16 protein-coding genes are annotated in these 20,288 nt (G+C 37.0%); 12 read left to right on the top strand and 4 right to left on the bottom strand.

Features of this window, described 5'->3' with window-relative positions; translation table 11 throughout:
* On the top strand, window positions 1–204 hold a 204-nt coding region (locus tag F564_RS0113200; RefSeq protein ID WP_028123069.1), incomplete at its 5' end, for a transposase.
* On the opposite strand, the gene F564_RS0113205 is transcribed toward F564_RS0113200, so the two are convergent.
* Window positions 201–761 carry a thioredoxin family protein gene (locus tag F564_RS0113205; protein ID WP_028123070.1) on the bottom strand — a complete coding sequence of 187 codons (561 nt, stop codon included), beginning with the start codon at window positions 759–761 and terminating at the stop codon, window positions 201–203. The genes F564_RS0113200 and F564_RS0113205 overlap by 4 nt on opposite strands.
* 82 nt (window positions 762–843) lie before the next feature.
* Between F564_RS0113205 and F564_RS0113210 the strand changes: the two genes are divergently transcribed.
* From F564_RS0113210 to F564_RS0113220, 3 genes are read left to right on the top strand one after another with little or no spacing between them, the layout of a single operon-like run.
* Window positions 844–1,722 carry a lysophospholipid acyltransferase family protein gene (locus tag F564_RS0113210; RefSeq protein WP_028123071.1) on the top strand — a complete coding sequence of 293 codons (879 nt, stop codon included), beginning with the start codon at window positions 844–846 and terminating at the stop codon, window positions 1,720–1,722.
* Window positions 1,723–2,700 carry a glycosyltransferase family 2 protein gene (locus F564_RS0113215; protein ID WP_028123072.1) on the top strand — a complete coding sequence of 326 codons (978 nt, stop codon included), beginning with the start codon at window positions 1,723–1,725 and terminating at the stop codon, window positions 2,698–2,700.
* Window positions 2,701–2,704: 4 nt separating this feature from the next.
* A complete protein-coding gene (locus F564_RS0113220; protein WP_028123073.1) occupies window positions 2,705–3,259 on the top strand; it encodes a 3'-5' exonuclease in 555 nt (184 codons plus the stop codon).
* A gap of 153 nt (window positions 3,260–3,412) precedes the next feature.
* Here F564_RS0113220 and apaG read toward each other — a convergent pair whose 3' ends face one another.
* Complete coding sequence (apaG, locus tag F564_RS0113230) at window positions 3,413–3,796, bottom strand: Co2+/Mg2+ efflux protein ApaG (RefSeq protein ID WP_028123074.1); 384 nt, start codon at window positions 3,794–3,796, stop codon at window positions 3,413–3,415.
* A 154-nt stretch (window positions 3,797–3,950) separates the two neighbouring features.
* Between apaG and purB the strand changes: the two genes are divergently transcribed.
* The 5 genes from purB to F564_RS19265 all read left to right on the top strand — a co-directional run bounded on the left by purB (window position 3,951) and on the right by F564_RS19265 (window position 13,346).
* On the top strand, window positions 3,951–5,378 hold the full coding sequence (purB, locus tag F564_RS0113235; protein WP_028123075.1) for an adenylosuccinate lyase: 1,428 nt from the start codon (window positions 3,951–3,953) through the stop codon (window positions 5,376–5,378).
* 137 nt (window positions 5,379–5,515) lie between these two features.
* Window positions 5,516–6,007 (top strand): IS200/IS605 family transposase, encoded by a 492-nt coding sequence (gene tnpA, locus F564_RS0113240; protein WP_034981595.1) that lies wholly within the window; start codon window positions 5,516–5,518, stop codon window positions 6,005–6,007.
* A 281-nt stretch (window positions 6,008–6,288) separates the two neighbouring features.
* Window positions 6,289–9,987, top strand: a complete 3,699-nt coding sequence (locus F564_RS0113245) for a phosphoribosylformylglycinamidine synthase (protein ID WP_028123077.1) — start codon at window positions 6,289–6,291, stop codon at window positions 9,985–9,987.
* Window positions 9,965–10,357, top strand: a complete 393-nt coding sequence (locus F564_RS0113250; protein ID WP_051259673.1) for a ribonuclease inhibitor — start codon at window positions 9,965–9,967, stop codon at window positions 10,355–10,357. Before F564_RS0113245 ends, F564_RS0113250 begins: the two co-directional genes overlap by 23 nt.
* Before the next feature lie 91 nt (window positions 10,358–10,448).
* Complete coding sequence (locus F564_RS19265; protein WP_051259674.1) at window positions 10,449–13,346, top strand: AsmA-like C-terminal region-containing protein; 2,898 nt, start codon at window positions 10,449–10,451, stop codon at window positions 13,344–13,346.
* 113 nt (window positions 13,347–13,459) lie between these two features.
* On the opposite strand, the gene F564_RS0113260 is transcribed toward F564_RS19265, so the two are convergent.
* The gene (locus tag F564_RS0113260; protein ID WP_028123079.1) at window positions 13,460–14,212 is read right to left on the bottom strand and encodes a hypothetical protein; all 753 of its coding nucleotides are present in this window, start codon (window positions 14,210–14,212) and stop codon (window positions 13,460–13,462) included.
* A 442-nt stretch (window positions 14,213–14,654) separates the two neighbouring features.
* Between F564_RS0113260 and F564_RS0113265 the strand changes: the two genes are divergently transcribed.
* The 3 genes from F564_RS0113265 to F564_RS0113275 all read left to right on the top strand — a co-directional run bounded on the left by F564_RS0113265 (window position 14,655) and on the right by F564_RS0113275 (window position 17,205).
* Entirely contained in the window at window positions 14,655–15,836 is a 1,182-nt protein-coding gene (locus F564_RS0113265) for an acyl-CoA dehydrogenase family protein (RefSeq protein ID WP_028123080.1), read from the top strand.
* An 84-nt stretch (window positions 15,837–15,920) separates the two neighbouring features.
* Entirely contained in the window at window positions 15,921–16,490 is a 570-nt protein-coding gene (locus F564_RS0113270; RefSeq protein ID WP_028123081.1) for a DUF1287 domain-containing protein, read from the top strand.
* A gap of 64 nt (window positions 16,491–16,554) precedes the next feature.
* Window positions 16,555–17,205 carry a peptidoglycan recognition protein family protein gene (locus F564_RS0113275; RefSeq protein ID WP_034981599.1) on the top strand — a complete coding sequence of 217 codons (651 nt, stop codon included), beginning with the start codon at window positions 16,555–16,557 and terminating at the stop codon, window positions 17,203–17,205.
* Window positions 17,206–17,379: 174 nt separating this feature from the next.
* Here the strand turns inward: F564_RS0113275 and F564_RS0113280 are convergent, their stop codons facing one another.
* Window positions 17,380–20,073, bottom strand: coding sequence for a PD-(D/E)XK nuclease family protein (locus F564_RS0113280; RefSeq protein WP_028123083.1), 2,694 nt, complete (start codon window positions 20,071–20,073; stop codon window positions 17,380–17,382).
* Window positions 20,074–20,288 lie beyond the last annotated feature (215 nt).

Here is a 20,288-nt window from a genome sequence, read left to right on the forward strand (position 1 = left end):
GAAGAATCAGGATTTAAATCTTTCTCAGTACTCAGGAAAACCATAATGATCCATTACAAAGACATTCTCAATTATTTTGAGAGAAGAAGTACCAATGCTTCCGCCGAGTCATTCAATGCTAAAATAAAAAACTTCAGATTGCAACTAAGAGGTGTGCGGGATAAAGCATTTTTCTTGTTTAGGTTGTCTAAGCTTTTTGCCTAGCCCCCAAGTTTTGGAATTGATCCCTTCCAAGTGGTGAAAAATTCCTTTACCTTTTCCAGACTGTAGCCACTGCCCTCTTCCAAAACAGAACTGTCCTGCGTATGAATCTGCTTACCGTTCTCATCCAATACGATAAAAACCGGATAGCCAAACTTCTCTCCAGGATTTCCGTAGCTGGCAAATATTTTCTCATTCTTATTTTCTGGTGACCAGTTCAAATGATAATAAACATAATTATCGTCCACTATTTTTTTAATTTCCGGCGTCTGCTGCACATAATTATTGAATCTCAAACACCAGATACACCAATTGCCTCCAGCCTGGATGATCACATTCTTACGTTCTTTTTTAGCAAGCTTCACCGCATTTTGGATATCCAAATTGGCATTAGCTTCCGGATGATAAGGCTTAGGTAACTTAGAAACTTCTTCTCTGGCAGCTTTCTTCTTGGCTTCCAATTGTTCTTTTGTAAGTGGACTGCCCGTCGTCTGCGCATTTGCAACCGAAAACATGGCCAGACTCCCCATCAAAAAAGATTTGATGATTGATTTTTTCATGTGAGATAAATATTGATTTACAACATCAAATTTAAGCAAATATCCCGCCATTTTCAGTATATTTGCCAATAAACACAATAGTTTGAATCAGTTTCTATTCAGCATTTTATTAGTTATTTCGAAATTACCACTGAGAGTATTATATGTATTTTCAGATATGATGTTTTTTATCAATTACTACATCATTGGATACAGAAAGAAAGAAGTATTAGAAAACCTTAAGAATTCTTTTCCCGATAAATCAGATCAAGAGATCAAAGACATTTCAAAGAAATTCTTTTCTAATTTTTGCGATTACTTAGCTGAGATGCTAAAGGCTTTTACAATCAGTAATACCGAATCCCGAGTGAGAATGCAACATCTGAATCAAGAGCTTTTCCACGATGCCAAAGCAGAAGGGAAAAACGTCATTCTTCTTTCCGGCCACGTTTTCAATTGGGAATGGTTCAATGCCTTGGCTACACTTGTTCCTCAAAAAGACTGCCATCCTGTTTACCGCAGAATGAGCAGTAAATTTTGGGAAAATAAAATCAAAATGATTCGGAACAGATTCAACAACAAATCTTTGGAAGCCAACGATGTGATCAAACATATTTTTCGGAATTCAAATGATGGAAATTCCATTTACATGTTTGTGGCAGACCAAACACCTCATGTATCCCACGTCAATTACGGACTTAAATTTCTGAATCAGAAAACACCAGCTTTTATTGGATATGATAAATTGTCCACCCGCATGGATTTGGTTTTTATCTATTGCGAGATGAAGAAAGTGAAACGGGGATTTTATCAGGTCAATTACCACAGAATTGATCCGGAAGGTGAAAAATTCGTAGAACACGAAGTGGTGAAAAAATTCCACGGATTATTGGAAAATACCATCAAAAAAAGACCAGACAATTGGCTGTGGTCACACAGAAGATGGAAATACAAAGATGCAATCAAAACGTACGAAGAATAGATGACTGTAGCTATTGTGATACTTAACTGGAATGGGAAAAACTGGCTGAAGAAATTTTTGCCTTCTGTTATCGAACATTCATCAGAAGCCGATATAGTTGTCATAGACAACGCTTCCACAGACCATTCTATTGAATTCCTAAAATCCAATTTTCCTCAAATCAAAATTGTTAAGAATCAAAAGAATTCTGGCTTTGCAGCAGGTTACAACCAAGGTCTGAAGTCTATCCAAGCTGACATTTACTGTCTGCTGAATTCTGATGTAGAAGTCACTGAAAACTGGATTGCTCCTATCACAAAATTGTTTTCCGAGAATAATGGTATTGCAGCCATACAGCCAAAAATTCTGGATTACAACCAAAAAGACAAATTCGAATTTGCGGGTGCTGGCGGAGGCTTGATAGACAATCTGGGTTATCCCTACTGCCGTGGACGTGTTTTTGAAAATATCGAATCTGACAACGGACAGTACAACGACGAGACAGAGATTTTCTGGGCATCAGGCTGTTCACTATTCATCCGTTCTCAGGATTTTTGGAATATGAATGGATTTGATGAAAGATTCTTTGCACACCAAGAAGAAATAGACCTTTGCTGGCGATTGAAAAACGAAGGTAGAAAAATTTATTACTGCGGAAAATCTACTGTTTATCACGTTGGCGGCGGCACATTAAAAAAAGAGAATCCGGAAAAGACTTATCTCAATTTCCGAAATAACCTCTCGATGATGCTCAAGAATCTGCCATTATCCAAAGTATTTTTAATTCTGTTCTTCAGACTACATCTGGACGGTTACGCCGCATTTTATCTCGCTTACAAAAATGGATGGAGATTTCTTTGGGCCGTTCTCAAAGCCCACGTTTATTTTTACTTACAACTTCCAGGATCAATTAAAAGAAGACAAAAACAGCAGATCGATCCTTATTACCAGACAAAATGGTTGATGTTCAAGCATTTTTTAGGCTCAAAGCAAAATTAATAGAATGAACTTCATTGCCTTAGATTTTGAAACCGCTACCCACGAAAAAAACTCCGCCTGCGAGCTGGGAATATGCATCGTGGAAGAAGGCGTGATCACAGAAACCAAATCATGGCTCATCAAACCGCCTTCTTATCCTTATTTCAATCACCACAATGTGGCTGTTCACGGCATCAATCCAGAAGATGTCCGCAACTCTCCCACTTTTGGCGACATTTGGTACGAGATAGAACAGTTGATGTATGGCAACCTGATGATCGCCCACAACGCCTCTTTTGATGCTGGCGTTTTGCGAGGATGTCTGGATCATTACGGCTTTTTCACACCAAAAATCAATTACCTCTGCAGCATTGGTGTTGCAAAGAAAGCGTGGAAAGATCTGAAAAGCTATGGCCTGAAAAACCTTGCAGAACAACATCAGATCAAATTCAACCACCACAGAGCAGATGCCGATGCAGAAGTGTGTGCCAAGATTTCTCTCCTCAGTTTCGAAAGATTGATGATCTCAAGAAATGACGAGATCAAAGAAGTGTTTAACAAAAAAATCAAATTTCTCTAGCATCAGTCAAGCTACTATTTGGGCAGCTATTCCGTCCTCCACTCCCGCTTTTTTCTTTTTTTTGAGAAAAAAGAAAAAGAGCTCCGTTCAGGCCGGGCTGCAAACCATCATATGCTCTTGTGATCAGCATACACGCAGAGAAAAAGAAACATCCTAATTACTCAAAACCTCCGAAACCAAGTTGAATTTTGGAATACCAACATTGAAAGTATCTTTTTCTCCATTTTCAAAAACATAGTGACCTTCCATATGACCAACGCCAGATTTCAGCATCACGTTAGAAAAATAACTGAATTTGTCGCCACCTTCTATCACTGGTGTCAATCCTATTACACCGGCACCTTCCACCTCTTTAAATCCAAAGCCAAGATCATAGATGATCCACTTCCGGGAAAGTAGTTTCACAGGAAAACTTCCAAGATTTTCGATCTCAATATGATATCGAAAAACAAAACGGTTTTCAGAAGGATAACTATTTAAATTATCATAAGCTGTCGTCACACTAATTTTTATTTCGGAGGTGTTTTTAGAAACCATTTTGCTAGATTTTAAATTTAAAATACAAATATCCCGCCGATTATTTGATTCAAAAATTATCTTTTGGTTAAATTGTTTCCAATCTTCAATTTCGTTTTATTCAATCGGTTAATTTTCTTAATTTTGTGTATCTAAAAAAAGTAAAAAGAAAGAAATGAATTCCTACAAAAACCCATTGGAAGAGCGCTATTCCAGTGAAGAAATGCTGTTTAATTTTTCCCATAACAACAAATTCCGAACATGGAGAAAACTTTGGGTTTCTCTCGCTGAAATAGAAAAAGACCTCGGTCTAGACATCACAGACGAGCAAATTGCAGAGTTGAAAGCAAATGTTGACAATATCGATTACGATAAAGCAGCAGAATATGAGAAGAAATTCCGCCATGATGTGATGGCTCACGTTCACACTTACGGCGATGTAGCACCTTCAGCAAAAGGAATTATTCACTTGGGAGCAACTTCAGCTTTTGTAGGAGATAATACAGATTTAATTCAAATCCGTGACGGACTTTTAATTTTAAAGAAAAAGTTGGTTAACGTAATGAAAAATCTTGCTGATTTTTCTATTCAATATAAAGATCTTCCCACTTTAGGGTTTACTCACTTCCAACCTGCTCAGTTAACCACAGTTGGGAAAAGAGCAACACTTTGGTTACAAAGTTTGGTTCTTGATATTGAAGAATTGGATTTCTTCCTGGAAACATTGAGATTCAGAGGTGTAAAAGGTACAACCGGAACTGCAGCAAGTTTTCTGGAGCTTTTCAACGGTGATTATTCTAAAGTGAAACATTTAGATAAAGAATTGTCTAAAAGATTCGGTTTCGAGAAAGTTTTTGGTGTTTCGGGTCAAACTTACGACAGAAAAATCGATGCTAAAGTAGTGGCTTTATTAGGGAATATTGCTCAATCTGCACATAAATTCACCAACGATTTACGTTTACTTCAAAATTTGAAAGAAATTGAAGAACCATTCGAGAAAAACCAAATCGGTTCATCAGCAATGGCTTACAAACGTAACCCAATGAGAAGCGAAAGAATAGGAGCTTTAGCAAAATATGTAATGTCTTTAACGACAAGTTCTGCGATGGTGGCTTCTACGCAATGGTTTGAAAGAACTTTGGATGATTCTGCAAACAAAAGATTGACTATTCCACAAGCATTTTTAGCAGTGGATGCAATTTTATTGATTTGGAATAACATTATGAACGGAATCGTGGTGTATCCGAACAGAATCAACAAACATATTATGGAAGAATTGCCGTTTATGGCGACAGAATACATCATTATGGAAGAAGTGAAAGCGGGTGGAGACCGTCAGGAAATCCACGAAATCATCAGAGTTCACTCAATGGAAGCTTCTAAACAGGTGAAAGAAGAAGGAAAAGAAAATGATTTGATCGAGAGAATCTTAAACGACCATTCTTTGAAGCTTGATAAATCAAAATTAAAAGAAGTACTAGATCCTAAAAACTTCATCGGTTTTGCACCTATTCAAACGGAAGAATTCATTGCCAATGAAGTTCAGCCTATTTTGGATGCCAACAGCGAGTTGCTTGGTTTGGAGTCTGACCTGAAAGTATAAACTTTATGCAGTCTCTTGGGCTGCATTTTTTGTTTGAAAATTAAGTTTTCGATTTAATTTATTCCGTAGGAATAAAATCTGTGTAGATAGTATGTTGCTACGAGTGCGCATTCCGTAGGAATGCTATCTTTGTAAGAATGATAAAAATAAAATCTTATGCTAATACTTATACACAAATTTATATTCAGGTTGTTTTTGCAACAAAAGGACGAGATATTAAAATTAAATCAGAAGTAAGAGAAGAAGTTGAAAAATATATTTGTGGAATATTTAGCAATAAGAAACAAAAAGTATTAGCTATTTATGCAAACCCAGACCATATTCATATCTTCTTCAGTTATAAGAATTTGCAGATTACAATTCCGGAACTGATTAAAACGGTTAAAATTGAATCCACAAATTTTATTAATGACAGAAAATTGTGTTTTGGAAAGTTTTTCTGGCAGGAAGGTTATGGCGCATTTTCTTATGCGAAAAGCCAGAAGGATAAAGTTGTAAATTATATTCTGAATCAGGAAAAACATCATTCGAAGAAGAGTTTCAGAGAAGAATATATGGAGATGCTGAACGCATTTGAAATTGAATTTAAGAATGAATATTTGTTTGAATTCTATGATGATGAAAATTAATTTTTTGATTGCAGGAGAATTATTTTTGTGAGTTTTAATGACAAGAAGATAGCAGTCCTACGGACTGCACCATTCCTTCTAATATGCTTACTACACAGATATGATTCCTAACGGAATCGCTTGCGACAATCGTAATACAAACATCCGTAGGAGTGTTCTATGCGTAGAAAAACAGAAATACAAATAAATCTGCATTCCGTAGGAATGCTATAAAATATATTTGCAAATTCAAAAAATTTGCTTTGAAATTAAAAATAAATCTAATAAATATCTGACATCTAATGTCTCAAAACAAAAGAATTTTCGTAGAAAAAAGAGGAATTTTCGATGTAGAAAGTCCTAAAATTTTTGATGAAGAAAAAGCGGTGGTTCCATCTATCCAAAGCGTAAAAGTATACAATGTGTACGATATTTTCAATTTGAATGACGGCGAGTTTGAAAAGGTAGTTAACAGCACTTTCGTTGACCCGGTTACCGATATTTTAATCGAAGAAAATCCTGCAAGAGGAATTTATTTCGCATTAGAATTTCTGCCTGGACAATACGACCAGCGTGCCGATTCTGCGCAGCAATGTATTGCTTTACTTACTGGAAATGAGAAGACTAAAGTAAGAAGTGGTAAACTTATCGAATTCGAAGGAGTTTCTGAATCTGATTTAGGTAAAATTAAAGACCTTCTCATCAATAAAGTAGAATCTCAGGAGAAAGATTTATCAACTTTAAATATTCCTGCGGAAGAAACACCGTCAAAAGTGATTATTCACGAAGGTTTTATCAATTTTGATGATGCTCAGCTTGAAGAATTCTTTAATAATCACGGTTTTGCATTAGGATTGGATGATTTGAAATTTATTCAGGAATATTTTAGAACTGAAAAAAGAAATCCTACCGAAACTGAATTAAAAGTTTTAGACACCTATTGGAGTGACCACTGCCGTCACACAACGTTTGAAACAGAGTTGTCAAATATCGAATTTGAAGGACAATTTAAACATACATTGGAAACTATTTTCAATGATTATATCGAAAAAAGAAAATTCTTAGGACGCGAATTGAAACCCATTTCTTTGATGGATCTGGCGACTGTTTGCGCAAGATATTTCCATAAAACAGGCAACTTAGAAAATTTGGTGGTTTCTGACGAGATCAACGCTTGTACCATTCAAATTGAAGCTGAATACGATGGTAAAAAAGAACCTTGGTATTTATTATTCAAAAACGAAACACACAATCACCCAACAGAAATTGAACCTTTCGGTGGTGCTTCAACTTGTTTAGGTGGCGCAATTAGAGATCCTTTATCTGGGCGTTCTTTTGTTTTCCAGGCAATGAGATTAACGGGCGCTGCAGATGTGTTGGAGCCGGTTGACCAAACTTTACCAGGGAAATTACCTCAAAAAACAATCACAAAACAGGCTGCAAACGGATACTCTTCTTACGGTAACCAAATCGGTTTGGCAACTACAATGGTTTCCGAAATTTACGATGAAGGCTACAAAGCAAAAAGAATGGAAGTTGGTTTTGTAACCGGCGCTGTTCCTGTAGATTGGGTAAGACGCGAAAAGCCTGAAGCTGGCGATTCTATCATCATTTTAGGTGGAGCAACTGGTCGTGACGGTGTTGGCGGAGCAAGCGGAAGTTCTAAAGAGCAGGACGAAACTTCTATACACACGATGAGTTCTGAGGTTCAGAAAGGAAATGCGGTTGAAGAACGTAAAATTCAGAGGTTATTCAGAAATCCTGAAGTGACGAGATTGATTAAAAAGTCTAATGATTTCGGAGCGGGTGGAGTTTCTGTGGCCATCGGTGAAATCGCTGATTCTTTGGAAGTTAATCTAGATGTTTTACCATTAAAATACGAAGGTTTGAACGGAACTGAGCTTGCTATTTCTGAATCTCAGGAAAGAATGGCGGTTGTGGTTGAACCAAAAGATAAAGAGCAGTTTATCAAATTCTGTGAAGCTGAGAACATTGTCGCTGTTGAAGTGGCAAAAGTGACAGATTCCGGAAGAATGCAGATGTTCTGGAAAGGTGATAAGATTGTTGATCTTTCAAGAGAATTTCTTGATACTAATGGCTGTTCTAAAAGTCAGGAAGTTAAGATTACACATCTCAATGAAGTAAAAGACGAAACTCAGACTTTTAATGAAGAGAATTTCCTGAAAATTTTAAGCGACAAAAACGTTGCTTCTCAAAAAGGTTTGTTGGAAATGTTTGATTCTTCTATCGGTGCCACTACGGTTGCGATGCCTTTGGGTGGAAAATACCAGCAGACTTTGATGGAAGGAAGCGCTCAAACTCTGCCTATTTTAGGTGCAAAAGATGTTGAAACGGTTTCTTTTGCCAGTTGGGGATTTGATGCCGAAATTTCAAAGCAAAACTCATTATTGGGCGCTTCTTATGCCGTTGTAGAAAGCGTTGCTAAAATCGTGGCGATGGGTGGCGATTATAAAAATATTAGACTTAGTTTTCAGGAGTATTTTGAGAAATTAGGTCAGAATCCTGAGAAATGGGGCAAGCCATTAGCTTCTCTTTTGGGAGCTTATGATGCACAGATTAATCTTGGTTTGGCTGCCATCGGAGGTAAAGATTCAATGAGTGGTACGTATCAGGATTTGAATGTTCCGCCAACGTTGATTTCTTTCGCTTGTGCTAATGGAGAAAAGAAAAATGTGATCTCTCCAGAATTTAAACAAGCAGGAAATAAACTGTATTTCTTCAATCATATTCCACAGGAAAACGGACTTCCAAATTACGAAAATCTGAAGGCTGTTTTTGAATTGATTTTCGAAAATATCAAAGCTGGAAAAATAGTTTCAGTGAAGACTGTGAAAGAAGGAGGCGTTGCAGTTGCTTTAGCAAAAATGAGTTTCGGTAACAGATTGGGAGCTGAAATAAATAGGGCTGATGAGAATGTTTTATTGGCTAAAAATATCGGAAGTTTTATCATCGAAGCAACAGAAAACTTAAGTATTAATCAACTTCAATTAATAGGTGAAGTTAAAAATTCTGATTATTTGAAAATCAGTAATTTAGAATTTAAAATCGAAAAATTACTTGAAGCCAACACAAAAACGTTTGAAAACCTTTTCTCAACGGTTGAAAAAGAAAAATTAGTGGTTGAATTGGATTCAAAATTGAACTCAATTAACCCAAGAAATATCATTATTAAGAAACACGGTCTTGCTCAGCCGAGAGTTTTTGCACCAATCTTCCCGGGAACAAATTGCGAATACGATACGCTGAATGCATTCCAAAAAGAAGGTGCCGTTGTTAGTAGTTTGCCTTTGATTAATATCAATCATCAACTGCTGGACGAAAGCATCAACGCTTGGGTAGAAGAAATTAAACAGTCTCAGATTTTAGCATTCTCCGGAGGGTTTTCTGCGGGTGACGAACCAGACGGTTCTGCTAAGTTTATTGTGAATGTTTTGAAGAACGAAAAGATGAGAAATGCCGTTCACGAATTGCTAGATAGAGACGGAATGATCATTGGAATCTGTAACGGTTTCCAGGCTTTGGTGAAGTCAGGATTGTTGCCTTACGGAAGAATTAAGGACTTGGATGAAAATTCTCCGACCTTAGCTCACAATGCCATCAGAAGACATATTTCTCAAATGGTGAATGTGAAGGTTTTGAATGACGAATCACCTTGGCTGAAAGGAATGAAAGATCAAGTTTATACGATTCCAATTTCTCACGGTGAAGGTCGATTTATGGCTTCGGAAGCGGAAATTCAGAAGTTGTACGAAAATGGCCAGATTGCAACGCAATACCAAGATTTAGAAGGAAACATTGCTCACGGAATGCCGTTCAATCCCAATAACTCATTATTCGGAATTGAAGGAATTACCAGTCCAGACGGTAAAATTTATGGTAGAATGGGGCATCCGGAACGTTTTGCAGAAGGGTTAATGAAAAATATTCCTACTGCGAATTATCACAACATCTTCAAAAATGGAGTGGAGTACTTCAAATAATAATAAAAAGGAAATGGCTGTCATTAATGGCAGCCTTTTTTCTGATTTGTCTGGATTCTACGAAGAAGTTTCAGCAATCTTGATGGAAGGCGCAGGCTGGAAATTGGGCACGCTAGATGGTTTTGATGATATTCTTTATGGATTTCAGGGGGAGATTATTTGGAAAGATTCTGAGAAATCTAAACAAGATTTGGGCTTTGAAGCAACCAAAGAATTTTATCAAAATAAAATCAAGCAAGGAAAACCTTTTAATATTAATTTGATTCAACAAAAACTGGATGAACTGGTGGCAGGAAACGGACCGACTTTATTTGATATATTGTTTGAGATTATAGAATCACATCAAAATATAAGGTTGATTTTAAAGTGATACCAGTTTTTTTGACCATTAAATTGCTTTCATATCTGGAAGCATTTTTTCTTTAGCACAATGTTTGAATTAATCATAAAAATCTACGTTTATGAGTGCGGGAAATCTAAATACAATACTACTGAAAATATTAAAATGGTTGGGAATTACGATTGCTTCTATCCTATTTTTAATGTTCATTATTCCGATTCTTTTTCCCGGTCAGATCTCAAATCAGGTCAAGATATTTGCTAATAAACACTTGGCTGGAGAGTTGGATTATAAGAAAACTCAGCTTACTTTTTTTCGCCACTTCCCTTCTCTCACAGTATCTGTGGACGACTTCTTACTCAAAGGATCAAAGCCATTTCAACAAGATACATTGCTCGCGGCAAAAGACGTTTCAGTCGGAATCAATCTTAAAAATTTAATATTTGAACAGGAAATCAAAATTGATGAAATATATGTAAACGACGCTACAGCCAATGTTTTCGTCAATTCCAAAGGTCAAGCCAATTACAATGTTTATGTTTCCAAACCTTCGGAGAAGCAGAAAGATACAACGGAAGCTGGCGCATCCATCAAATTAGATTTAATCAAACTAATAAACTGGAACATCAAATACAATGACCACGCAGCCAATGTATTTGTAAATGCGAAAGGTCTTAATTATACTGGAAAAGGTGGATTGAGCGAAGATATTTTTGACCTCGAGACCGACCTTGGAATTGACAAACTTGATTTTGCTCTGAACCGGATTTGGTACGCCAAAGAAAAATCACTTCACGCAGATTTGATCACTAGAATCAACACCAATGCCTTGACTTTTGTGTTGAGCAAAAATGAATTGAGAATCAATGAACTGCCTTTGAAATTCACAGGTTTTGTGAGTATTTTGAAGGATGGATATAATCTGAATATCAATGCAGCTTCGGAAAAAACGACCATTAAAGAAATGCTGTCCGTATTGCCACCGCAGTATTTGAGTTGGGTGAAGGATACAAAGATTGAAGGTAACAGTGATTTATTTTTCAGTTTAAAAGGAAGGTTCAGTGAGCCGAAAAACCAAAAGCCAGATTTGAAAGCCAGTCTGAAAGTGAATGATGGTTTTGTTTCCAACAGCGATGCGCCGGTTCCAATGAACAATCTGAATCTGAATTTGAACGTGGATTTACCTTCTCTTGACACAAACAAACTCCTACTCGACCTTCGAAATCTGAGTTTTGACCTAGGTAAAAATAATAAATTCCGAGCCGTTGTGAGAACACAAGGAATGGATGAGATGAAGATCAATGCCAACATCAAAGGCGGCATTGATTTGGCCACCTTGGATGCGGCGTTGGGATTGAAGGATATTGAGCTGAAAGGTTTGATGAATACGGATATTCAATCGAATGGAATATTCAATTTAGATAAAAGATTATTCCCAAAAACAAAAGCTTATCTGAATCTGAAAAACGGCTGGCTAAAAACGAAATATTACCCCAATGCGATCCAGAACATCAATATTTTAGCGAATATTTATAACACAGATGGGACTTTCAAAAGTCTGGGTGTGAAACTTGATCCGTTCAAATTTGATTTTGAAGGCAACCCGGTTTTTGTGAATGCAGACCTTCAAAACTTCGAAGATCTGTTGTACAAAGTCAAAGCAAAAGGTGTTTTGAACATTGGCCGAATCTATCAGGTTTTCAGGAAAGAAGGTTTGGATGTCAGCGGTCTGATAATGGCCGATCTGTCTCTAAACGGAAGACAAAGTTACGCGACAACCGGACAATACAGCAGACTGGACAACCGGGGAAATCTGATTCTTAAAAATATAAAAGCTACGACTGAATATCTTCCGAAATCATTCTTCATAAAAGAAGGCAACTTCGAGTTTGAAAATGAAAAAATGTGGTTCAGAAAGTTTTATGCAACTTATGGGAAATCTGATTTCGCTTTGAATGGCTATCTTTTAAATACGATCAATTATTTTATTGAGAGAAAAGGAACTTTGCACGGGAAATTTCATCTCAAATCCAATTATATTTTGGTTGATGAATTTATGGCGTTGAAAGAAGGCGACAACAAAGACAAATCGCTGGCTGTAGAATATGCGAAAGAAGAAAATCCGAAAAGCAGCGGCGTCGTGATTGTTCCTACAAACCTGGATGTTGCTTTGGAAGCAAATGCGAAAAAAGTAGAATTCAAAGGGCTTGGATTGAATAATCTGGTTGGATTGGCGTCTGTCAACAAGGGCGAAGTGTACCTGAAGAATACAAGCTTCGACATTGTCGGAAGCCGAATGGGAATTGATGCGAGATATCAGAATGAATCACCGATCACGGCCAATTATGATGTCGCATTGAAAGTCGATAACTTCAATGTACAAAGGGCTTACAAAGAAATTGATATGATTCGTGAAATGGCAACTGCAGCCAAAGATGTCAAAGGAATTGTTTCTCTTGATTACAAATTGAAAGGCGATTTTGATGGGAATATGAAACCGATCTACCCATCTCTTGAAGGTGGCGGAAACGTCAACCTGAAAGATGTGGAAGTCAAAAACCTGAAAATGCTTTCCGCTGTTGGAAGTGGTATTGGCGCAGATGCCTTTAACAATCCCGATATGAAGGGCGTTGACATCAAAACAAATATCAAAAACAATTTGATTCACGTGGATCCATTTACTTTCAAAGTTTCGGTTTTGAGACCATCCATCAGCGGAACGACGAGTTTCAATGGCCTGCTCGATTTCCGAATCAGAGTTGGTTTGCCACCTGGAGGATGGATTGGTTTCCCTGTTGTAGTAACCGGAACGCACGAGAAACCGAAAATCAAAATCTTCAGCAAAACCGGACAAGGCATTTTGGACGCGCTTTACAACACCAAATCCAACAAAGTCATCCGAGAAGAAAAACGAGCTGAGAAAAAATCCCGAGCGCAACAACGAAAAGACAAACGAGCGCAGGAAAAGAAAGCTGAGAATGCGGAGAAACAGGTTAGTAAGGATGTGAAAGAGAAATAATGTGAAAGCTCCAATTTTTGATTGGAGCTTTTTTGTTTTGTTTAAGCTAGAGCGAGCGTCTCGCTCGTATGTTCTTTTGTTTGCATTCCTATAACGGTAGTAAAACTTTTTAATTATTCATAATTTCCAGTTCCTTCAATAACATTACCTCCTATTTTGTTGGTAGTTTTTGCTAATTCGGATAATTTAGAACTTACTTCTTGGGATTGTGAAACTGCATTTAAATCATCAGAATTATTTTCTAAATCAGTTTTTAATTTATCTTCTTTATTTTTGAAAAACTTCATTGAATTAATTTGGTTTTCAGTTAATTTATAACTTAAAGTTTTTCTAGCTTCTTCAAAATTATTGACATTTAGAAATTTAAACGAATGTCCTTTATTTTCAGAAATACCTAAAGCAATATTTTTTGTTGTTAATATTCTTTTTCCGTATTTATCAATAAAATTAAATTTCCCAAAAATAGATACAACAACAAACTCATCATCATTAAGAATTATCTTTGTCTTTTCAATCTTATAATTAGGCTTAACTCCTATAGAATCTACACTTTGGTTTGATATTTTAAAAACTTGTTTTAATAAATTATCAGAATCCTCAGTGTAATCAATACCAAATTCATCTGTCATAAACATTTCTAAAGAACTATCAATAAATTTTTTTATTTCAGTAATTTCAGCTTTACTATTTATTAAAGAATCTAATTTCAACATATCCCTTTTAGAATTATCTAGAATCTCATTATCTGAAATTTTTTGAAATTTTTGAACAGAAACTGAATCATTATTTATAGTTGTTATATTCTCTTCGTGCTTTTTACAACTTTCAATAAAAATAAAAACCAAACCAAATAAAAAATATTTCATATAAATAATTTAAATATTAAAAAAGTATCGCTAAAATAATTAAACAAATTTTCATACTTAAAAAAGTTTAATTATCATTCACCGATGTCGCGGATTTGTAATCCGTGATTTGTGTATTATAAAAGTAATATTAATTTCAGTATCAATCTAAAAAAACTCATTTCATTACAAAACGACCGTTTACAAACCAAACAACTTCAGCGGAAGTCTCCCACGATTAGTGGAAAACCAAACAACTTTTACTTTTGTCACAAAACGACGGTTTTCAAACTAAAGTAAAAGTGATTTGGTTACAAAACCCTCGTTTTCTAACCTCCGCCAAAGTTGTTTGGTCACAAAACGGTTTGCATAACAATTATGACGTTTTTCAGAAAATGAATTATTTGTTAACAAAACTTTTTGGTAATTCAGGAAAAGCTTTATTTTTAGGCAAAACAAAACAATGTCATACTACCCACTCACCAGCATACCCGATTATTACTCAATAGATACCCTGTTAACCGAAGAACACAAGCTTATCCGTGATTCTGTGCGCAGCTGGGTCGAGAGTTTCGTCATGCCGAAAATCGATCAGGCAGCGCAAGATCATACAGATATTCCGGGATTGATGAAGGAATTAGGCAATATTGGAGCTTTGGGACCTTATATTCCCGAGGAATATGGCGGACCTGGATTGGATCAGATCTCTTATGGTTTAATAATGCAGGAACTGGAAAGAGGCGATTCAGCAGTTCGTTCAGCGGCTTCTGTACAATCTTCATTAGTAATGTTCCCTATTTTTGAATATGGATCGGAAGAACAGAAACAGAAATATCTACCCAAGTTAGCATCCGGCGATTTGATCGGCTGTTTCGGTTTGACAGAGCCCAACCACGGTTCTGATCCTTCCTCAATGGAATCAAAATTCACAGATCAAGGGGACCATTATCTTCTGAATGGTGCTAAAATGTGGATCACCAACTCACCTATTGCAGACATCGCCGTCATCTGGGCAAAAGGCGAAGACGGAAAAGTACGTGGAATGATTCTGGAACGCGGGATGGAAGGCTTTACCACACCAACCACGCATAACAAATGGAGCCTGAGAGCTTCCAAAACCGGAGAACTGGTTTTCAATAATGTGAAAGTTCCGAAAGAAAACGTGCTTCCAAATATCGAAGGTTTGAAAGGACCTCTTTCCTGCCTTAATTCTGCCAGATACGGGATTTCGTGGGGCGTTATTGGCGCAGCGATCGACTGTTACTGCACGGCGGTACAATATTCTAAGGAAAGAAAACAGTTTGGAAAACCTATTGGTGGATTTCAGCTTCAGCAAAAAAAATTAGCAGAATTCCTGACAGAAATTACAAAATCGCAATTGCTTTGCCTACAACTTGGGATACTGAAAAATGCGCATAAAGCTTCGCCAGCACAAATCTCTATGGCGAAAAGGAATAATGTCAAAATGGCCATCGATATTGCAAGAGAATCCCGACAGATGCTTGGCGGAATGGGCATTATGGGAGAATTTCCGATGATGCGTCACGCAGCCAATCTGGAATCTGTGATCACCTATGAAGGCACACACGACATCCATCTTCTGATTACGGGAATGGACATTACAGGCATCAATGCCTTTGGATAAGACCAAATCAATCTTATATATTTTTAACAGAAACTCACGGAATATTTTCGTGGGTTTTTTCGTTTCTTATGTATAAATATTACAATGAGAAAATACGTTTTCCTGTTTCTTTTAATTTCTGTTTTTAATTTCGGACAGAATTTTCCTTTGAAACTTTCAAATGCCGCGATAGAATTGACAAAAGATAAAGTGGTTTATGATCCCGCTTATTTCGTTTTGAAATATCCCAACGGTGATGTTCCAGCTGGCAAAGGCGTTTGCACAGATGTCGTGATCCGCGCATACCGCAAATTGGGCATTGATCTACAAAAAGAAGTTCACGAAGATATGGTGAAGAATTTCTCAAAATATCCAAAAAAATGGAGCCTGAAAAGACCAGATTCTAACATAGACCACCGCAGAGTTCCTAATTTGCAGGTATTTTTTGCTAAATTTGGCAAAGTCAAACCAATGTCTCAGGACCCGAAAGATTACGTTCCGGGCGACATCGTGACCTGGGATCTTCCCAGAAACCTGACGCACATCGGGATTGTGGTCAACAGAAAATCGCCGGACGGCAAACGTTTTATGATCGTCCATAACATTGGCGCCGGACAGGTTTTGCAGGACTGTCTTTTCGACTGGACGATTACGGGACATTATTCTTATCAATGATAATAAATGAATGGTAATTGATAAATTAAAAAAAAAATGGTGACTTTTGTGATTTATAATCTTTATGACTAGACTATTTCAAATATTATTTCTGAGTTTTTGCTTTCTATTGCAAGCTCAGAATATAAAGATCATCCAGAAACCGATTGATTATTCTAAGGAAAAAACCAGGCTGAGTCTGGATTACCTGAAAGAACATCACGGACTGGATCAGAAAACCCCGAAGATCACACCTAAAATTATCGTACTGCATTACACAGCCGGTGGAACGATAGATTCTAACTTCAGATATTTCAATAATCTGTATCTTGAAAATCAACGTGCAACTTTGAAAAACCAAAGTCCTCTGAATGTTTCGTCGCATTTTCTCATAGACAGAGACGGTACAATCTATCAGTTGGTAGATCCTGAAATGTTCGCCAGACATACCATTGGACTGAATTATTGCGCCATTGGTGTAGAAAATATTGGTAGTAAAGCACAGCCTTTGACGGATAAACAAGTTGAAGCCAACGCAGAACTGGTTAGATATTTAAGCAAAAAATATCCCATTGAATATCTCATCGGACATTCGGAATATGGGGTTTTCCGGAATTCTAAAATATGGAAAGAGACCAATCCAAAATATTTCACTGGAAAAGCCGATCCAGGCGATGATTTTATGAAAAAAGTAAGAGGAAAACTAAGCGATCTGAAATTGAAAAGTCAGCCGTAATCCATTTTTTTTGTTTTCTCACAGATTTTGCAAATCTATTTCTATCTGCTGAATCAATAAAATCTGGCAGATACTATTATTACAAAATACTTCTACTCCGCACGGTATGACAAATTAAATACTGAATGTAACATTTAACTCTGTCAGGATGAGCGGAGTCGAAGCCTTTTAAACCTACCAACTCACTTTCTCTTTTTCCTCAAACGGAACATCAGGATTCAGGATTTCGCCAATCAGGTTCCTGATAGAATCTTCTACTTCAGAATCCTCAATATCTATGAAATTCAGGTTTTGAGGACCATTATTCACTTCTGCAAAAGACCAGATGGCGGTTTCTACATTTTCCGGTTTTATGTTCAAAGAATTGGTGATGCAGAATTTATAGATCGAAAGTTGCAAAGCCTGTTTGTAGTCATCCCTGAAAAACAATTCCGGCAACTTCTCATCCTTATTTTTCCCAAGATTGATGGCAAGATTCTTCGGTTTCGCAGTTTTGTAATCTATGACGCGGGTAATGCCGTCCAGCTTATCAATTCTATCAATGAAACCGTAGAAACTGATTTGGTCTGTCCGGTTTTCATCCAGATAAAAATCACAATTGATCTCTCTTTCCAGGTCTATGATTTCCAAAGCAGATCCGTTTCTCACCAGTTCCAGATCATATTCTACAATATTTCTCACGACCCTTTTTGCAATTTCTTTGTGGATAAAATTCATACCGCGTTCGTAGAATTCGGCTTGGTGTTTCAGTTTCTCAATAGCATCTTCTATTGAGGCATCCACTTTTAAAATCAGATCTTCTAAATCATTAACTGACAGAATCTTACCCTTGACAGGTTCATGCAAAAACTGAAGTGCATAATGAACCAGATTCCCGTAATTCCTTTGAGAAAGCTCTTCTTCTATTTCGTTGGTTTCTCTGGTTTTCAGGATCTGATTGAGATAAAAATCAATGGGATTGTAAAGATAAGTCACAAGATGAGAAGCAGAAACACGTTTTTTCCACTCTGTCAAGAGTTGCATAACGGCTTCATTTTTATCAATCTTCATCAATTCCTGAGAAATAGGTTCAGACGTATTTTCTATAATGATATGCTCTATCTTATGCGGACTTTCCATCTCCAGTTGCGTGATGAACCGGCTCTTTTCACCTGTGTTTACACCAGAACTCAGGGCGTTGAAAAGCAAATGAACATTCTCCGAATCCTGAATCAGACGGTAAAAATGATAGGCATAGATACTGTCATTTTCCAGAAAAGTATTGAGTCCGAAATTCTTACGGACATCAAACGGAATGTAAGTATTCTGCGTATTCCCAAGCGGAAGTTTCCCCTCATTCACGGACAATAGAATGATATTTTTAAAATTAAGAAGACGCGTTTCCAAAAGTCCCATAATCTGAAATCCAGCTAATGGTTCTCCCACAAAATCAATACTTTCTGTATTGACCAATTGATTGATGAGCACTTCCAGAGTTTCGATTTTAATTTCGATTTTATAAGGCAGCAATTGGTTTTTGATCACTTTAAAAACCTTTTCAAAATGGGCAATATTCTCATACTGAATATCATCCAGCTCTTTGAATTTCAGCTCATAACAGAATTTGATCAACAGATCTAAAAAGCCTTGCGTAGATTCCGGTTTCTGAAGCAGCTGAAAATAGCTCAGATTTCCCAGTAGTTCTGCCAGCAGATTTTTTGAAATATAAACAATGTTCCGCTCCTCAATTTTCGAGATGAATTCCTGGATAATTGCGCTGTCTATCTCGTCATTCGGTAGTTCTTCCAAAATTGGTAAAACGTCTGCATAATAATAGCTGGATGATTTTTTTTCCTGTTGTTTCTGCAGATAAAACAGTTTTTTGATCGCGTTGCTGAACGACAGATTTTTCAATGGAAAACCCATCGTGATATTCACGCTTTCTACAGAAGTCAGGCTATCCAAAACGGCTGGCAGAAGATTCTCATCCAACAAGACCAAAGCCGTTTCTGACAATTCTTCTTTTGGGATTTTTTTCAGAAGTTCCGGTAAAACCTTGGCCTGAACAATGTTCCCGGAAACCTCATAGGTTTTGATATTTTTAGGTTGAGAGAACTGATTATCGATCCATTTAAAATTTCTGTACAGATCAAATTCTTTCCATTTTATGGTTTCTCGCAGGAACTTTCCGGATTCTTGTCTGGCATCATCAATATAGTACTGATCTGCCTGGAAATAGGTTTCTGCCTTGTTCCATTGCAGCAAAAGCCGCACGAGCTTTTCCTCGACTCTGGATAATGCGTTGAAACCGCAGAAAATATAATAATTCTGGCTTGTTTTGGCAAAATTTTCTAACCTGGAAAAAGCTTCCTGATAGATCATTCCGGAAGTTGCGAGATTTTCTTTCCTCAGATCTGATTTCAGAAGTGGCAGAAACTCATTCATTTTCCGCCAGAAATTCAGGTTTCTTTTTCTTGGATTATCTTCTTCTCCCAGATCTTCTCCCCAGTTTTTGATGCGTTCCTCGTCCAGCATCCATTCCAGGATCTTTTGATCCTTTTCTGAAAACTTCATCATATCGTCCCAATCTTTTTGGAGCGTTGGGAACCATTTCAGGAAGCCGGAGAAATCTTCTGAAGAATCTACTTTCTGATAGGTCCTGTAACCGAAAAGCCAAAGGGCAATACCTTTGATCTCCAGATTTTCTGAAAGTTCTGCGATGAGTTCATCTATCGTGACAAAGTTAGGAAGAAGCCCTTCATACTTCTTTTCCTGAAGGATCCTTTTGATGAAAACCATTGGTCTTTTCCCGGGTAAGACGACGTCTAATCCTGAAAGATCTTTGTGATTTTCTAATAATTCTGAGATGATCCTGTGGAGAAACTGCATAAAAAAAGCCTTTTGTAGTAAAGGCTCAATTTAATTATTTTTAGCTGACATTTCAAATTTATTTGATATTTGCGCTGAATTTTAACGCAAGGTTCTCAAGGATTTCCTGGAACATATTGAAACCATTTTTCAGGTTTGTAAATGTGCTGACGCTCAGCAAAGAAGTAAAGAATAATTACCCCACGCAGATTTTATCAATTTTGCAGATTTAGCAC

Origin of the sequence: Epilithonimonas tenax DSM 16811 (assembly GCF_000428485.1) — a bacterium.
Classification (GTDB): Bacteria; Bacteroidota; Bacteroidia; order Flavobacteriales; family Weeksellaceae; genus Epilithonimonas; species Epilithonimonas tenax.

What these genes read in the sequence shown, in the direction of transcription:
- F564_RS0113250 (WP_051259673.1), top strand. Translation starts at nt 9,965, where the DNA reads ATGGAGTGGAGTACTTCAAATAATAATAAAAAGGAAATGGCTGTCATT.
- F564_RS0113265 (WP_028123080.1), top strand. Translation starts at nt 14,655, where the DNA reads ATGTCATACTACCCACTCACCAGCATACCCGATTATTACTCAATAGAT.
- F564_RS0113215 (WP_028123072.1), top strand. Translation starts at nt 1,723, where the DNA reads ATGACTGTAGCTATTGTGATACTTAACTGGAATGGGAAAAACTGGCTG.
- F564_RS0113205 (WP_028123070.1), bottom strand. Translation starts at nt 761, where the DNA reads ATGAAAAAATCAATCATCAAATCTTTTTTGATGGGGAGTCTGGCCATG.
- purB (WP_028123075.1), top strand. Translation starts at nt 3,951, where the DNA reads ATGAATTCCTACAAAAACCCATTGGAAGAGCGCTATTCCAGTGAAGAA.
- F564_RS0113220 (WP_028123073.1), top strand. Translation starts at nt 2,705, where the DNA reads ATGAACTTCATTGCCTTAGATTTTGAAACCGCTACCCACGAAAAAAAC.
- apaG (WP_028123074.1), bottom strand. Translation starts at nt 3,796, where the DNA reads ATGGTTTCTAAAAACACCTCCGAAATAAAAATTAGTGTGACGACAGCT.
- F564_RS0113270 (WP_028123081.1), top strand. Translation starts at nt 15,921, where the DNA reads ATGAGAAAATACGTTTTCCTGTTTCTTTTAATTTCTGTTTTTAATTTC.
- F564_RS0113245 (WP_028123077.1), top strand. Translation starts at nt 6,289, where the DNA reads ATGTCTCAAAACAAAAGAATTTTCGTAGAAAAAAGAGGAATTTTCGAT.
- tnpA (WP_034981595.1), top strand. Translation starts at nt 5,516, where the DNA reads ATGATAAAAATAAAATCTTATGCTAATACTTATACACAAATTTATATT.
- F564_RS19265 (WP_051259674.1), top strand. Translation starts at nt 10,449, where the DNA reads ATGAGTGCGGGAAATCTAAATACAATACTACTGAAAATATTAAAATGG.
- F564_RS0113275 (WP_034981599.1), top strand. Translation starts at nt 16,555, where the DNA reads ATGACTAGACTATTTCAAATATTATTTCTGAGTTTTTGCTTTCTATTG.
- F564_RS0113280 (WP_028123083.1), bottom strand. Translation starts at nt 20,073, where the DNA reads ATGCAGTTTCTCCACAGGATCATCTCAGAATTATTAGAAAATCACAAA.
- F564_RS0113260 (WP_028123079.1), bottom strand. Translation starts at nt 14,212, where the DNA reads ATGAAATATTTTTTATTTGGTTTGGTTTTTATTTTTATTGAAAGTTGT.